The sequence below is a fragment of the Bradyrhizobium sp. AUGA SZCCT0176 genome, assembly GCF_018130145.1.
Taxonomy (GTDB): domain Bacteria; phylum Pseudomonadota; class Alphaproteobacteria; order Rhizobiales; family Xanthobacteraceae; genus Bradyrhizobium.
This window is the reverse complement of the sequence record NZ_JAFCMB010000001.1, coordinates 534,722-549,880: the sequence shown is the minus strand read 5'-3', so window position 1 is coordinate 549,880 and position 15,159 is coordinate 534,722. Positions and strand designations below refer to the sequence as shown.

Genomic DNA, 15,159 nt, shown 5'->3' with positions numbered 1-15,159 from the left:
ACGGCTTATGACATGAGCGCATCGTATGTAGTTCCCGGGGAGAAGGGGAATGCGCGTTCTGTTTCGCGACCTGAAAAGCATGGTGTCCCGAGCCGCGGCGGCCAGTCGGCGTCTCGGCACGACGATCCGTGGTCCGGTGCTGTGGCTGACCGTTTGCGGGGCCCTGCTGGTTGCGGCGATTTTTGCCGGCACGATCATGATGGTCGCGGAATTCCGCGAGCGCGCGCTGGCTAACAGCGAACGCGAATTGCAAAACACCGTACTGCTGCTCACCCGTCACTTCGACCAGCAATTCGAGGACTCCGACACCATCGCCGCCGACGTGATAGCGCGGTTGCACATTCCCGGCATCGCTTCGCCGCAGGCGTTCCGGAAATTGATGTCGAGTTTGGAAGCTCACGAAATCCTCAGATCCAAAGCCGGCGTCCTGTCCTATCTCGGCGACATTTCGATCTATGACGCCGACGGCAACATCATCAATTGGTCGCGGCCGTTACCGACGCCGGCCCTCAACATCTCCGAACGCGCCTACTTCAATTCCTTCAAATTCAATCCGCAATCACCTTCGATCCAGACCGAGGCGCTTCGCAGCCTTGTCAGCGGCAGTCTGAACACGGTCGTTGCCCATCGGCTGACCGGCGAAGATGGTGTCTTTCTCGGCGTGATGACGCGGCGCATCGATCCTTCCAATTACGTGAAGTTCTTTGCTTCCGTCGCGATCGGAGCGGACGCCGCCGTTTCGATGTTTCACGCCGACGGCACCCTGCTGGCGCGACATCCGCGCGCCGAACACCTGGTCGGACAAAAATTCAAATCGGCGCCGCTGCTGCAGCGTGTCCTGACGCAGGGCGGTCAGCAGACGCTGCGCGTCAAAAGCCCGATCGACAGCAGGGAACGGCTCGGGTCCGCGGCCCAGTTGAGCCGCTTCCCGATCATTGTCGTCGCGACCAATTCGATGACCGCCGCGCTGGCCGACTGGGAGGCCCAGACCAGGTTCCTGGTCAGCGCCGCCATCTTGTCGGCATCGACGATCGCGTTGATCCTGTTCCTCATCATCCGGCAGATGACCCGGCAAAGCAAAGAGGCGCAGCAACGGCTGGAATCGCAACGGCACCGGCTCGACACCGCGCTCAACAACATGATCCAGGGCCTGGTGATGTACGACGCCTCCGCGTGCATCGTCACCGTCAACCAGCGCTACATCGACATGTTCAACCTGTCGCCGGACATCGTAAAGCCCGGCTGTCATTTCTCCGACCTGATCCAGCACCGCAAGGACAAGGGAGCCTTTAGCGGCGACGTCAAGGAATTCTGTTCCGGCGTTTTGCGGAATATCGCACGGGGTGAGGCCGACCACAGCATGATGCAGTGCCCGGACGGGCGAAGCTTCCTGGCCATCAGCCGGCCGCTGGCGCATGGCTGCTGGATCGCCACCATCGAGGACGTCACCGAGCGTCGCAAACTCGAGCAGGAACGCGACCGCAACCATGCTTTCCTGAGCCAGATCATCGATCACATCCCCTCGCAGATCACCGTGAAGGGCGCCCGGGATCGCCGCTATCTTCTGGCCAACCGCGTGGCCGAGACTCAATTCGGCATTTCCCGCGACAGCATCATCGGCAAAACCGCCTTCGACATATTTCCGCAAGCATCCGCCGAGATCGTCACGGCCGACGACGACAAGGCGCTGCGATCCGCCGACGGCCTGTTCAAGGACGAGCATCTCTGGGAAACCCAGGCGATGGGCCGTCGCTACATCACCTCCAGACGGCTCGGAATTCGCAATCAGGCCGGCGAGCCCAGCTACATCGTCCATGTCGTCGAGGATGTTACCGAGCGTCGCCGCGCCGATGAAAAGATCGCCCATCTCGCGCATTACGACGCGCTGACCGACTTGCCGAACCGGGTGTTGTTCCGCGAACAGATCGAGCGCGAGTTGCAGAAGGCCGTCGGCGGCGAACAATTCGCGCTGCTCTATATCGATATCGACGAATTCAAGGGCATCAACGACTCGCTCGGGCATCATGTCGGCGACGAACTGTTGAAGGCCGTCGCCTCCCGTATCAAGGACTGCCTCAAGCCGACCGATCTGATTGCGCGGCTCGGCGGCGACGAATTCGCCGTAATCCAGACCGCGGCCGGCGACCGCGACGACGTCGTCGAATTCGTGACGCGGATCCAGGAGGCGATCCGGCAACCCCATCATTGCCTCGGCCATCAACTCTCGACCGACGCCAGCATCGGCATCGCGCTGGCGCCGCAGGACGGCACCGATCTCGACCAGCTGATCAAGAGCGCCGATCTGGCGATGTACGGCGCCAAGGCCGAAGGCCGCCGCACCCATCGTTTCTTCGAGCCGGTCATGGATGCCCGCGCCAAGGCGCGGCTGACCATGGAGCAGGACCTGCGGCAGGCGATGGTCGATCGCGGTTTCGAAATTCACTATCAGCCGCTGCTCGACCTCGGCAGCAACGAGGTGGTGGGCTGCGAGGCGCTGCTGCGCTGGCGCCACCCCGAACGCGGCATGGTCTCACCGGCGGAATTCATCCCGCTGGCGGAAGATATCGGCCTGATCAACGAGCTCGGCGATTGGGTGCTGCAGACGGCGTGCATCGAGGCCGCCAGCTGGCCGGCCCATGTGCGACTCGCCGTCAACGTCTCGCCAGTCCAGTTGAGATCCCAGACACTCGCACTTCGGATCATGGGCGCACTTGCCACCTCCCGCCTGCCGCCAGATCGGCTGGAAATCGAAATCACCGAGGCGGTCCTGATCCATGACGACGAGACCGCGCTGGCGATCCTGCATCAGCTCCGCGCCATCGGCGTGCGCATCGCGCTCGACGATTTCGGCACCGGCTTCTCCTCGCTGAGCTATCTGAAGCGCTTCCCGTTCGACAAGATCAAGATCGACCGCTGCTTCGTCAGCGACATCGAGGTCGACGGCTCGGAGACGATCGTGCAGGCGGTGGTGAACATCGCGACTTCGCGCAACATGATCACGACCGCCGAGGGCGTCGAAACCGAACAGCAGAAGGCCTTGCTGAAGAGGCTCGGCTGCACCCAGATGCAGGGCTACCTGTTCAGTGCCCCCAAGCCGGCTGCCGAGGTGCGGCGGTTGATCGGCGTTGGCAGCGAAGCCGCGCTCGCCTCGGCCTGACCCGCGATGTCGACCCGCGCGGCCCTACGCAGCCCAGCGACCCCGATTGTTCTCGGCGAGGATGGGGCGGATCATCCGGCCGAAACGCTCGGCCTCCTCGTCGTGCAAATAGCCGGACAGGCAGAACGAATGGCAGCCAGCATCGATGAATTGCTGCAGCGTATCCGCGCATTGCGCGGGATTGCCGACGACGGCGATGCCGGCACCCGGGCGAACCTTGGTGATGCCGGTCCATAGATGCGGCAGCAGCAGGTCGCCATGGTCGCGGGCAAGCTGCTGCACGCGCAGGTTCGCCTCTGACTTGTTGTAGAGCGTCTTCATCTCCTGCTTCTGCCGGTCGGTGGCGTGACGCACCAGCTGATCCGCGGCCTCCCAGGCGTCCGCTTCGTTTTCACGGCAGATCACCTGCAGCCGCATGCCGAATCCGATGTCGTTCTCGCGGTCATGGGCGCGGGCCATCTGCCTGATCTCGGCGATGTTTCCGGCGATCCGTTCCGGCAGGTCGCCCCAGAACAGATGCACGTCGGAATGTTTCGCCGACAATTCCCAGGCCTGGCGCGACCCGCCGCCGAGATAGAATTTTGGAAATGGGTGCTGCAAGGGACGCGGCCTGATATGCGCGCCCGACAGTTTGTGGAACTTGCCTTCGAACGTCACCGGGCCGCGCGTGGTCCACAGCGCCTTGAGGATCGAGACCTCCTCCTCCATCAGCGCGTAGCGCTCCTCCTTGGCGTAACGCACGCCCTCGCCTTCGACCTCGCTCTCGTTTTGGCCCGCAATCAGATTGATGCAGATGCGGCCGCCCGACATCTGGTCGAAGGTCGAGATCATCTTGGCCAGCAGCACCGGATTGATGTAGCCGGGCCTTGCTGCAATCAGCGGCTTGATCGTCCGCGACCGCGCCGCCATGAACGCGCCCGTGATCCATGCCTCCCAGCACACCGAGCCCACCGGTATCAGCAAATATTCGAACCCGGCCGCTTCCGCCGCCTGCACCACGCGATCACAGAGTTCAGGGGAACCTGCGACCTGCGCCTCCATCAGCCCATAGGCCGTGGTGTCGCCATGCGTGGGCAGATACCAGCCGAATTCGAGCGGACGCATCGACGCTTCTCCCTAAAGGACGCCTGTTGTTCGGATCGTATTGGAAAGCAGTTTAGCGCCTGAACGGCCTGCGGCAATCGAGTTCCGGATGCCGACGCGCACAAGCCAATTCCTGCCGCAGCGGGCTTTTTGAGTTTCAATGGCGTCCCCGGCACGGTAGAGATGGGCCATGTCACCGGTCTCGCTACTTCTGAATATTGTCTGGATCGTGCTTGGCGGCGCGTGGATGGCATTCGGCTGGCTGGTGGCCGCCGTGATCATGGCCATCACCATCATCGGCCTGCCCTGGGCACGGGCGGCGTTCAATATCGCGGCCTACACGCTGTTTCCGTTCGGGTTCAGGGCGGTGTCGCGCGACCTCTATACCGGTGAGGAGGATATCGGCACCGGGCCGCTCGGCGTCGTCGGCAACATCATCTGGCTGGTGCTGGCGGGATGGTGGCTGGCGCTCGCGCATGTCGTCACGGCGGTTGTGCTGGCCGTGACCATCATCGGCATTCCCTTCGCCTGGGCACACCTCAAACTCGCCGGCATCGCGCTATGGCCGATCGGCAAGATCATCGTTCCGGCGTAACGATCTCTCCGATCGATCCGGCGCGGTGCAAAACTGAGCCTAGGCTGCGGTCTCGGCCGGCGGCTTCAGCCGCTCGAATTCATCGTCGCTGATCTCGGTCTGGGCGACCAGCACGCTGCAGCGCAGCCGCTTGACCAGATAGCTGCCGACGGAACCGAACCACCGCGCCAGCGGCCCTTGCGGGCGATGCCCGACGACCACGAGATGCGCGCCGATTTCCTCGGCCACTTCCGCGATCTTTTGCCCGGCATCTCCCACCTCCAGCCGCGAGGTCGGCGTAAAGCCCACCGCCTTCAGCCGCTCCGTGCCTTCGGCCAGGATCGCCTTGTAGTCTTCGGTTTGCAGCTCGATCGGAATGGTGAGCCCGGCCTCCGGCGTCATGATCGAGGAAACCTCGACAACCGCCAGCAGGAAGACCTCGGCACGGCACATTTGCGCGAGCTTGGCGCCCTCCCGCAGGGCGCGCCGGCCCTCTACAGACCCGTCATAGGCCAGAAGAACCTTCTTATACATCGGACGTCCCCATCGATGGTCGAGAAGATCAACGAACCAAGACTAGCACCAATCCGGCGGAACGGATCAGATTTTTGACGGGGATGAGGCCCGCCGTCCTGCCACCTTCGTATTGCCGGGCGCCTCAAGGTGCCCCAAAGGCCGTTGCCGATGCCAGACCAATCGGCTAAATGAAGCCCCACTGCACCCGTAGCTCAGCTGGATAGAGCGTTGCCCTCCGAAGCTGGACCGGTGCCTTTTCAATCCCTTCAAAACTAAGCATTTTGTGGGACCGCTGCGCAGTTTCCACGTTAAAGGCACACCCGGGCCACGTTTCGCAGGGTTCGAGCCCACCCCAATCATCAAAAGACGATCCTCGGCTCCAAGTGGCCGTTATTGCGCGGTTGGCGGGAGGATATCCAGCGGGCGGATTCCCGCGTCGCGCGGAAAGTGATCCGCTGACTTGCCGCAGAAGGGGCAGCCGATCGTTATCGCGCGATCGACTTTGGGAGTGTGGACAACGCCAGCCGGCGCGATCGGGATGACGTTTTTGCAGACTTCATTTGGGCAAATGACGGTGAGGTATTCTTCGCCTTTAACGAGGTCGCCATACTTCGGCGCGGCCATCTACATCTCTCCGTTAGAGCAAAGGCGCTGCGACCTGTCACTTCTTCGAGGCTGGTATCAGCAGCTCGCAAACCGTATCGGGCGCGCCGTCCACGCGCTGGTAGCCCTTGACGGTCCTTACCCACAGCTCCTTTTCAAAGCGATAAACGCGCTGTGTGTTGGATGTTGGGCCGGACGCATAGGCCGGATCCCCTGGGCAGGTTCGGACCAAAACCGCCTCCCGATCGAACCTCTTCTCAAATTCAGCTTGCTGCGGGTTTTTAGGGGCCGCCAGTGCGCTCGGCGCAGACGCGCTCAAAGCCGAAACTACGATGATACTCGCAATGCGCCGCATTGGAAGTCCTTCCGATTGAAACCCATCATAGCAGGCCGCCGGTATTGGGGAAAAATCACTTCCTGCGAGTTGATACGCTCGATTCCGCACGATTCGAGATTGGCTTTGCGTGTTGCAACGACGCGGCAACGGTGGTGGCAGCGATACGAGACGGCGGCAATAGGGATGGCAAAGACGTTACCGCGCTGACGGCTAAGCTCAAGCGGTGAGTCAAGCACGATCATAACAGCAAGGGCCTAGTCTATTGGTGCGCAGCGAGCTCGCGAAGGCCTACCAGCTACGGCTTTCTAGGTTTTGCGCTTTTAACTTTTTTTTTTAGAGGCCTTCTTCTTTGTAGCTACTACCCATGCCTGAAACTGCTTACTCAACACGCGATCGACGGCTCCCGGCTTTTGTGCCGTCCTATTCTCATAAACACGCGTCTTATCCAGCTGCTTCCAGAACACGGGCTTCCCGACGAGATACCAATGGGCCGGGTGCAGCTCATCTTCATCTTTGACGCTACGCGGTTTACGGCTGGCTACCAACGGCTCCTTATTGATTACGTATCTTTGGTCTGCAACTCTCCTCATTATTTTCTCTGCAATAGAGTTGTAAGCGGTCCGGTTGATGGCGACCCCACCCAGCTCCTCGAGAAGATCTGCCATTGTGAGCAAGCTTATGCTCGATAGGAGATCTTCCGTGTATCCGCCGCCGACGTCAGCATGCACTCCTGGAAGCCAGATCTCGCGTAACGTTTCTGGAAGATTCTGCGGCCTTATGAATCTCTTTAGTTCATACTCACTCCTTACATCATGCATGCTCAAGAGATGCACAATGTGTTTGACAGAGGACGCAGGATACTGATCGCGGAGATTCAAATTTTTGGAAACGTCTGCGTCCAATGGACCAATAACGGTATCAAACAATCCAAGAAATCTAATTTGCGTTTGCTTCGAGCCAACACTGTCGACGCCTTTACTATTAACTGCGTGGAATACTTCCCGACCAGCCTCCGTATTCAACTTCGCCTTCAGCTCTGAGATCAAGCGTCGATATTCTGCATCCGTTCTTGCATTAGATATATCGACAAACTCGTTCCAAAGCCGGTCTAGGAAAAGCAAAAGATCAGATGTAAGAATTCCAAAATCAGATATCAGTCTTGAAAATATGCGGGCAGCCGCCGCGCCCCTTGAAAACCCGACTATGATCACGTCGTCGCCTTCGCGGTAATTGGCGCACAAATTGACGTAGGCTCTAAGAATCAGTTGCTCTAAATCATCTCCAAATATTTGCTGTCTTACAGTGTCTGTGCGAGCACCTATAGATAGGATGCCCTTCTTTTCTCTTTCAATCGCCCGCTTTACGGTAAATTTGGTGCCAACCCCGGGCATATAGAATGTAACCTGTGCTTGCCGCTTGTAGCTCTTGCCAGACTTTACTCGCTTACTTTCGTCTATCAGTTGATTGATCGCATAAACGTTTGAGAACGAATCTACTGTTGCGTCATTGGCCGTTCCATCCAAGAGGAATATGATTGTTTTTGCCACTTCCACCTCCACTGCTCGGCAACCTGCACGGATCAATTAGCAGGCACCGCAGGCGCCACTTAAACTATTTATAGTTGTAGGAGAGAGTCAATAACCATGCGCGCTCTGGGCGACACGAACCATAGCGAAACGGCAATCCACATGGACAGCCCGACTAGGGGCCACCCTTAGTTTGCAGATGTTGCACAAGGGTAGCTAATCGTGCGATCCGCTGCTCGATCTCACCGACCTCTAAAGCTATGAGCAAATCTTGCCGCTGCATTATCCCGAGAACGGTCTCAAACACCTCGGGACTATGTCGAGCCAAGACAAGTAAGTGCTCGCCGCTCGGACCGTAGTGTCCAGAAAACCAGTTCTTGACCGTCCGCTCGTTTGCTCCGGTCCATCCGGCAACCGTCTTAATCTGCAAACCGCTTCGTGCAGCCGCTCTTTGAAGAGCTGCAGCTATCTCCCTCGAGAATCGGTTCGCCCTGTTCTCCACGAGATGTGCCTTGCTGCCGGAAAGAACTTGCACTTATTTGGAAACGACTTTCCACCGTTTCATTACCTAAACTAGCGGCGACGAGAGTTCGAAACTCCGAGCGCAAAAATCGTCACTAGTAAAAGGCGTCCGCAATTGATTAGGCGAATCAGTCGCCCATATTCGATCAACGACTTCGCCGATAGGCTGGCGCCAGCAGCTGCCTACGTCAGGATGTCTACGGACCTTCAAAAATACTCGACAGAGAACCAACTTGAAGCAATCCGGCGCTACGCCGACAAACGTGGTCTCGAAATCTGTCGGATTTACGAAGACGCGGGCCGCAGCGGGCTGACAGTCGGCGGCCGGGACGGGTTACAGCAACTGATGAAGGACGTGCAGTCGAACGTTCGCGATTTTAATGCCATCCTTGTCTACGATGTGAGCCGCTGGGGTCGTTTCCAAGATGCTGATGAGGCTGCCTACTACGAGCATCTTTGCTCGCGTGCCGGTATTCGAGTCCATTATTGCGAAGAGCAGTTCGACAACGACGGCAGCATCGGTTCAATTTTGCTGAAAAGCGTAAAGCGAGTTATGGCTGGAGAATATAGCCGTGAACTGTCCGTCAAAGTCTTTGCTGGGCAGTGTCGCTTAGTTGAACTTGGCTTTAGACAGGGTGGCACCCCCGGTTACGGTTTGCGACGAGAGCTAATTGACGAGAACCACGTATCAAAAGGCGAACTGCAGCGCGGTGATCGGAAGAGCCTTCAGACAGATCGGGTGGTCCTTACACTCGGCCCCCAAGATGAGGTCGATCGGGTCCGTCAGATATACGGCATGTTCGTCGATGACGGTCTTTCCGAGCTGCAAATAGCATCGCACTTTAATGATATTGGGTTGCTCACAGACCTGGCTCGACCATGGACGCGATCAACTGTGCACCAAATCCTGACAAACGAGAAATACATCGGGAACAATGTCTTCAATCGCGTCTCATTCAAACTTAAGCAAAAACGTGTAGTTAATAGTCGCGAAACTTGGGTCCGCGCTGAAGGCGTTTATCCATCAGTCGTCCCGCAAGTGCTCTTCGAGAGAGCCAGAACGATAATCGACGCGCGCAGCAATCACTACTCTGATGAGCAGCTTCTTTCCATGCTACAAACCACTCTCGAACAGGAGGGTTACCTTTCCGGCATCATTATCGACGAGCGAGCTGACATGCCCTCGTCAAGTGCATATCGGCATCGCTTTGGCAGCTTGATACGAGCCTATCAATTGATTGGCTATGCGCCCGAAAGAGACTTTCGATACATCGAAATTAATCGTCGTATCCGCAAAACTTATCCGGAGGTCCTGAGCAACATCATCTCAGGGCTTAAACTCGCAGGTGGCGACGTCATTCGCAACGAAGAGAGCCAGCTGCTAACAGTGAATGGCGGGTTCACGGTGGCGTTGGTTCTCGCCCGAGCCTTTACGACCGTTAGCGGTTCTCTGCGATGGCGCATCAGGCTCGATACCGGCTTATTGCCGGACATTACAGTTGCGGTGCGGCTACGTGCTACGGACTGTGAGCCGCTCGACTACTACGTCTTTCCCAGCATCGACATGGCGCTTCCGCGCTTAAAGTTGGCGGAGAACAATTCCCTATCTTTGGACGCTTACCGGTTCGAAACGTTGGATTTTCTCTATTCTCTGGCCCAGCAATGTTCTTTCGGAGACGCAGCATGAACATCCCAACGCATGCATCCCCAGAACAACGCAAACTAAGAAGCATCCTGATCGAGAAGATCCGTATCCTAAATCCACGTGCCAGAAATCAACGAAATTTTGGTGAGATCGTTAAGAGTATCGCTCAGGTAGGATTGAAGCGCCCGATCACCGTAAGCCCGCGGGCATCTGAGGTGGATTCTTTCGAGTTCGACCTGGTGTGCGGGCAGGGTCGCATTGAAGCATTCGTCCAACTTGGCCAAACGGAAATTCCCGCTTTAGTTATAGAAGCAGAAGAGAGCGATTGCCTCGTTATGAGTCTGGTCGAGAATTGTGCTCGTAGGCAACACCGCGCGATAGATCTTTTGGCCGACATCGGCACACTACGAAAGCGAGGATACGACGACCGAGAGATCGCCGAAAAAATTGGGGTTAGCCAGGACTATATCCGTATGATCAGCACGTTGCTCAGCAAGGGCGAGGAGCGTTTGGTGAATGCCGTCGAGATCGGCATTTTGCCTCTCAACATGGCCATAGAGATCGCGAAGTCCGACGATGATGAGGTTCAGCGTGCCCTTACTCAAGCTTATACTGAAAAGAAATTGCGAGGCAGAAAGCTCGTAGCCGTTCGGCGCTTGATCGATCAACGCAGAAGGCGCGGTAAGCATCTACACGGCGCAATCTACGGCCGACGCGATACTCCTAAGAGGCCGCTAACGAGCGAATCAATGATCCGTGTCTATCGCCAAGAAGCGGACCGCCAACGCCTGCTAATTAAGAAGGCGGAAGTCACTCAAAATCGGCTTCTCTTTGTAGTGGAGGCCATGCGGGCTTTGCAGGCGGACACCGAATTTGCCCGCCTACTTCAAGCTGAAGAACTCGGCTTAATGCCCGCATTCTTAGAAGAGCAACTTTCTGCGAGACCATCGCAATGAACCGGTTTGTCAAACCAGAGGCGCTGGATGACGTCATTCAGGCGTTTAGTTCGGACACCCTAATCATCGCAATCGACGCAATTCTTCCGGTGCGGGCCATCGGCAAGACCGTGAAGTCGAGTCACAAGTATAGGCAAATAGCCTCTTCAATTGCAGAGATAGGACTAGTCGAACCACCAGTTGTTTGCCGAGACGGGCAGACGGAAAGCTATCTGCTTCTGGACGGCCACCTCAGGATAGAAGCGCTCAAGGACATGGGCCAATCAGAAGTCGAATGCTTACTTTCGACCGACGACGAAGCATTCACCTACAACAAGCGCATAAGTCGCCTGTCGGCAATCCAAGAACAGCGAATGATAGCAAAGGCGATTGCGCGAAACGTTCCCAAGGAAAAGATCGCAAAGGCCCTCGACATAAACGTCCGAAGCCTCGTGCGCAAAGCCAACTTGATAGATGGCATTTGCGAAGAAGCTGTCGGCTTGCTCAAGGACAAGTTCTGCCCGATGGCAGTTTTCGATGTTCTACGAAAAATGAACCCTATTCGCCAGATTGAAGCAGCCGAACTTCTTCTAAACGCAAATAACTATTCGATCAGCTACGCAACAGCGATCCTCGCCGGAACACCACAAGCGCAACTGACGAATTCTACGACGCCGAAACGTTTGAAAGGTATGACCGCAGAAGCGTTAGCACGGATGGAGGTCGAGTTATCTAGACTGCAGCAGTCAATTACATCCGTCCAAGATACTTATGGTCAAGATCACCTCCATCTGACGGTCGTGAAAGGCTACCTCGCAAAGCTCGTTGGGAACGCCAAAGTCGCCAAATATCTTGAAAAGCGCCAACCGGAATTTTTGAGCGAATTTCGGACCATTGTGCAGATGACCTCGACGCTACCGGCTGACTGACGGCGCGAGAATGGGGACCCGGACCCAAAAGCGCGGGGACCACGGGAGAAGCCGCACACCGGGGCGGATCAATCGTGGTGATGGGGATGGCGGCGAACCCGTCCGGGGCCCATCAGGTCGGTGAGTTTTCACTGGCTAGCACCGATGAATTTCATCGGCAGGAGTTCGGGCATGCTCTCCGCTGACCCCGGGGCATGCCCACTCCGTTGCTCCTCGTCAGATAGACCAGGGCCCCGGCAAGGCAACGCTCTGTCGCTGAATATCCCTTTATGATCAAAGCGACTTAGCTCGAAAGACACTTGGAGTCACAATCCGTCACAGTAGCGGCGCAACATAATGGACCACTGCCCTCCGAAGCTGGACTTCCTGCAGAGCACGCTCTGCTCGGATCTCCTTGAAAATCAATGGTTTCGAACGCCTTCGACGACGGCTGCCCCCCGTCGATTGGATAGGCACGACCGGGCCATATCCCTTGGCTCCACTGACGATTTGAGCCGAGACGCCTGGTGTCGGAGCCTTTGCAGACCTCATCAGGCAAGCGGAGAATCATTCGGCCGTTACAATTAAGCCACACCCCATCTTTCTTTCGAAAAGGCCGCAATTTCTCGGGCCCTCAATTGAATCTAGGACCCTCACCTGAATATAGATAATCGTTCGCCGGAGTTGCTTTCGCCTTGATGATCCCTCGCTTACCTCGAAGCGGCATTTTCTGGTTTGTTGCCCAACCAGAAGCTGAACCGCAGCCTTCTCGCATGGCCGGCTTGTTCGCTGAAAAAACCGCCAATCAGAAGCCGTCACCAGACGGCTATTACCAATTCCCGCTCTACAGTGACGAGGTATGGCCCAAGGTCGCGGCCGCCTTCGACTTCATCGGATATCGCGACCAGTCCTATTTCCCGGGCGGCCGTGTCAGCTGCCGCGAGGACGGTTCCGCCTATTACTCCATAGATCCTATGCTCAATACGCCGGTCTTTCTGGATGTTATTGCCGCCCAAACTGGCACGGACCTCGCAAAAGCAACGACTAGCGTCAACGACGAACGCGCTCTGGCGCGGATCGGATCGCCTGTCGCGGCGGACTACGACGCGGCGGTGGCCTTCACCACCACCGCCGAGGAAAAGCCCAAACCTCAGCTCGGCGCGCTCATCGACGATCGCGCTTATGGCGCCATGCTTGGGCTGGCGGTCGGCGACGCTCTTGGCGTCCCCCTCGAATTTTCAGAGCGCGATACGCATCCGCACGTGTCCGAGATGGTCGGCGGCGGCCCGTTCGGGCTGCTGCCTGGGGAATGGACCGACGACACCAGCATGGCTCTCTGCCTTGCAGACTCGCTCGCCGCGCTAAAATGCTTTGACGGAATCGACATCATGAACCGGTTCGTCCGCTGGTTCGAGAATGGCGAGAATAGTGTCAACGGGCACTGCTTCGATATTGGAATCACGACGAGAGAATCGCTGGAGCGATTCGTCAGGCTTGGAACGCCTGCCGGCCATGGAGTGCATAACGAGAGGCATGCAGGCAACGGATCCCTGATGCGCCTGGCACCAGTGACCATTTTCGCCGCACGCGACCTCGGCGAGGCGGTGCGGTTGGCTCATCAGCAGAGCATGCTGACCCACGCCAACAAGCTCGCCGCGAGTGCTTGCGAGTTTTTTGCGACTCTTTTGGTCGAGGCCATGAGGGGTTTGGACAAGGAGACAGTGCTGCGGTCACGCTTCTGGTTCAGTCATCCCGCCGTGAATGCCATCGCTGCAGGAAACTGGGTTGGAAAGACACGCGACGAGATCTCCTCCTCCGGCTACGTGGTTTCCACACTGGAGGCGGCGCTGTGGTGTGTGCATCGCACCTCTTCATTCGAGGACGCCATCGTTCTGGCGGCCAACCTCGCCGACGACTCCGACACGGTGGCCGCCGTGACAGGCCAGCTTGCCGGCGCGCTCTATGGCCGGGCCGGCATTCCCCAGCGATGGCTCAAGCAACTGGCGTGGGGACCAGAACTCGAAAGCCGAATCCGCTTGCTTCTGCAGGCCCGCAGGGCACCGGCAAGCAAGGCCACTCGCTGATGATGGAAACAACAGGTTCGTTTCGCGGGCGCATCCACCGCGGAACGCAGCAGATCGGTGGCACGTGCATTGAGCTTGACGCCGCGGGCGAAAGAATACTTCTCGACCTCGGGCTTCCGCTTGACGCCGACGACGTATCCGACGATCTTCTCCCGGACGTGAGCGGGCTTCGCATCGAAGACCCAACCTTGAGCGCGATCGTCATTTCACATGGACATGGCGACCATTGGGGTTTGCTGCCTCTGTGCAAGCCCAATGTCTCTCTCGCCATGGGCGCCGCAACGGCACGAATCATGGGTGCGGCAGCGCCGTTCGTGCCCAATTTCTTCGTGCCGAACGTTGCTTTTGAGCTGAGCGATCGAAAGACCATCCAGATCGGTTCGTTCAGCATTACGCCCTATCTCGTCGATCATTCAGCCTATGACGCCTATGCGCTGTTGATCGAAGCCGCTGGCCGACGTCTCCTCTACAGCGGCGACATTCGTGCGCATGGCCGCAAGGGTGCCCTGTTCGAGCGACTGGTGAACAACCCGCCACAAGACATCAATACGATGTTGATGGAAGGTTCGAGCCTTGGGCGTCTCGATGAACACGCGCAATTCCCGACGGAAGCGGAGATCGAGGCACGGCTGGCCGAGAACTTCAAGCTGCCGGGGTTCGTCATGATCTCCGCCTCGGCGCAGAACATCGATCGCATCGTCAGCATCTATCGTGCCTGCAAACGCAACGGCCGAACGCTGTTGCTGGACATTTACGCGATGGAGATGTTGCGGGCCACCGGCAACGCAAACCTGCCGAATGTCGGCTGGCCCAACCTCTCGGTCTATGTGCCGGAGTATCAGCGGCGACAGATCGCCAAGAGCAAGCGCTTCGACCTGCTTGAGCCATACAAGTCCGCGCGGATCTACCGCGAGCACATCACCGAAGTTGCCGATCGCACCGTGATGTTATTCCGGCCTGCGATGGCGCGCGACGTGGAGGCCGCCAATCTCTGGGGAAACGCCAGAGCGATCTGGTCGCAATGGGACGGATACCTGAGGGAAGGCCCGGGAGCGAAGCTGAAGGCCGATCTTGCGACGCGCGGCGTTCCGCTCGAAATCATCCACACCTCGGGACACGCCAGCATCTTCGATCTCAAGCGGTTTGCGAAGGCCTTGCGGCCAGACAGACTGATTCCGATTCACACGTTCGATGGCGACAGCTTTTCGAAATATTTTAGCAATGTCACGCGACGCAGCGATGGCGAATGGTGGGATGTATAGCTTCTCG

Annotated in this window: 12 protein-coding genes; 7 read left to right on the top strand and 5 right to left on the bottom strand. The window is 57.8% G+C overall.

All coding sequences use genetic code 11. From position 1 onward, the window contains the following. Positions 1-49 precede the first annotated feature (49 nt). On the top strand, positions 50-3,157 hold the full coding sequence (locus JQ600_RS02590; protein ID WP_212391469.1) for an EAL domain-containing protein: 3,108 nt from the start codon (positions 50-52) through the stop codon (positions 3,155-3,157). Between the two features lie 24 nt (positions 3,158-3,181). Here the strand turns inward: JQ600_RS02590 and JQ600_RS02585 are convergent, their stop codons facing one another. Next, positions 3,182-4,261 carry an LLM class flavin-dependent oxidoreductase gene (locus tag JQ600_RS02585; RefSeq protein WP_212391467.1) on the bottom strand — a complete coding sequence of 360 codons (1,080 nt, stop codon included), beginning with the start codon at positions 4,259-4,261 and terminating at the stop codon, positions 3,182-3,184. 169 nt (positions 4,262-4,430) lie between these two features. On the opposite strand from JQ600_RS02585, the gene JQ600_RS02580 reads away from it, so the two are divergent. Further along, positions 4,431-4,835 (top strand): YccF domain-containing protein, encoded by a 405-nt coding sequence (locus JQ600_RS02580; protein WP_211995477.1) that lies wholly within the window; start codon positions 4,431-4,433, stop codon positions 4,833-4,835. 39 nt (positions 4,836-4,874) lie between these two features. Here the strand turns inward: JQ600_RS02580 and JQ600_RS02575 are convergent, their stop codons facing one another. The 4 genes from JQ600_RS02575 to JQ600_RS02560 form a co-directional block, all read right to left on the bottom strand. Beyond that, on the bottom strand, positions 4,875-5,348 hold the full coding sequence (locus JQ600_RS02575) for a universal stress protein (RefSeq protein WP_192736345.1): 474 nt from the start codon (positions 5,346-5,348) through the stop codon (positions 4,875-4,877). A gap of 372 nt (positions 5,349-5,720) precedes the next feature. Beyond that, positions 5,721-5,954: a hypothetical protein gene (locus JQ600_RS02570; protein WP_212489665.1), complete on the bottom strand. Its 234-nt coding sequence runs from the start codon at positions 5,952-5,954 to the stop codon at positions 5,721-5,723. 37 nt (positions 5,955-5,991) lie between these two features. After that, the gene (locus JQ600_RS02565; RefSeq protein WP_212489664.1) at positions 5,992-6,288 is read right to left on the bottom strand and encodes a hypothetical protein; all 297 of its coding nucleotides are present in this window, start codon (positions 6,286-6,288) and stop codon (positions 5,992-5,994) included. A gap of 302 nt (positions 6,289-6,590) precedes the next feature. Continuing rightward, on the bottom strand, positions 6,591-7,817 hold the full coding sequence (locus JQ600_RS02560) for a DUF2235 domain-containing protein (protein WP_212489663.1): 1,227 nt from the start codon (positions 7,815-7,817) through the stop codon (positions 6,591-6,593). Between the two features lie 616 nt (positions 7,818-8,433). On the opposite strand from JQ600_RS02560, the gene JQ600_RS02555 reads away from it, so the two are divergent. The 5 genes from JQ600_RS02555 (at position 8,434) to JQ600_RS02535 (ending at position 15,152) form a co-directional block, all read left to right on the top strand. Then, positions 8,434-10,005: a recombinase family protein gene (locus tag JQ600_RS02555; protein WP_212489662.1), complete on the top strand. Its 1,572-nt coding sequence runs from the start codon at positions 8,434-8,436 to the stop codon at positions 10,003-10,005. After that, complete coding sequence (locus JQ600_RS02550) at positions 10,002-10,919, top strand: plasmid partitioning protein RepB C-terminal domain-containing protein (protein ID WP_212489661.1); 918 nt, start codon at positions 10,002-10,004, stop codon at positions 10,917-10,919. The genes JQ600_RS02555 and JQ600_RS02550 overlap by 4 nt, the downstream gene beginning before the upstream one ends. Further along, positions 10,916-11,827, top strand: a complete 912-nt coding sequence (locus tag JQ600_RS02545; RefSeq protein WP_212489660.1) for a plasmid partitioning protein RepB C-terminal domain-containing protein — start codon at positions 10,916-10,918, stop codon at positions 11,825-11,827. The genes JQ600_RS02550 and JQ600_RS02545 overlap by 4 nt, the downstream gene beginning before the upstream one ends. A 677-nt stretch (positions 11,828-12,504) precedes the next feature. After that, a complete protein-coding gene (locus JQ600_RS36670) occupies positions 12,505-13,890 on the top strand; it encodes an ADP-ribosylglycohydrolase family protein (RefSeq protein WP_249135690.1) in 1,386 nt (461 codons plus the stop codon). Continuing rightward, positions 13,890-15,152 (top strand): MBL fold metallo-hydrolase, encoded by a 1,263-nt coding sequence (locus JQ600_RS02535; protein ID WP_212489659.1) that lies wholly within the window; start codon positions 13,890-13,892, stop codon positions 15,150-15,152. The genes JQ600_RS36670 and JQ600_RS02535 overlap by 1 nt, the downstream gene beginning before the upstream one ends. The last annotated feature ends 7 nt before the right edge of the window (positions 15,153-15,159 follow it).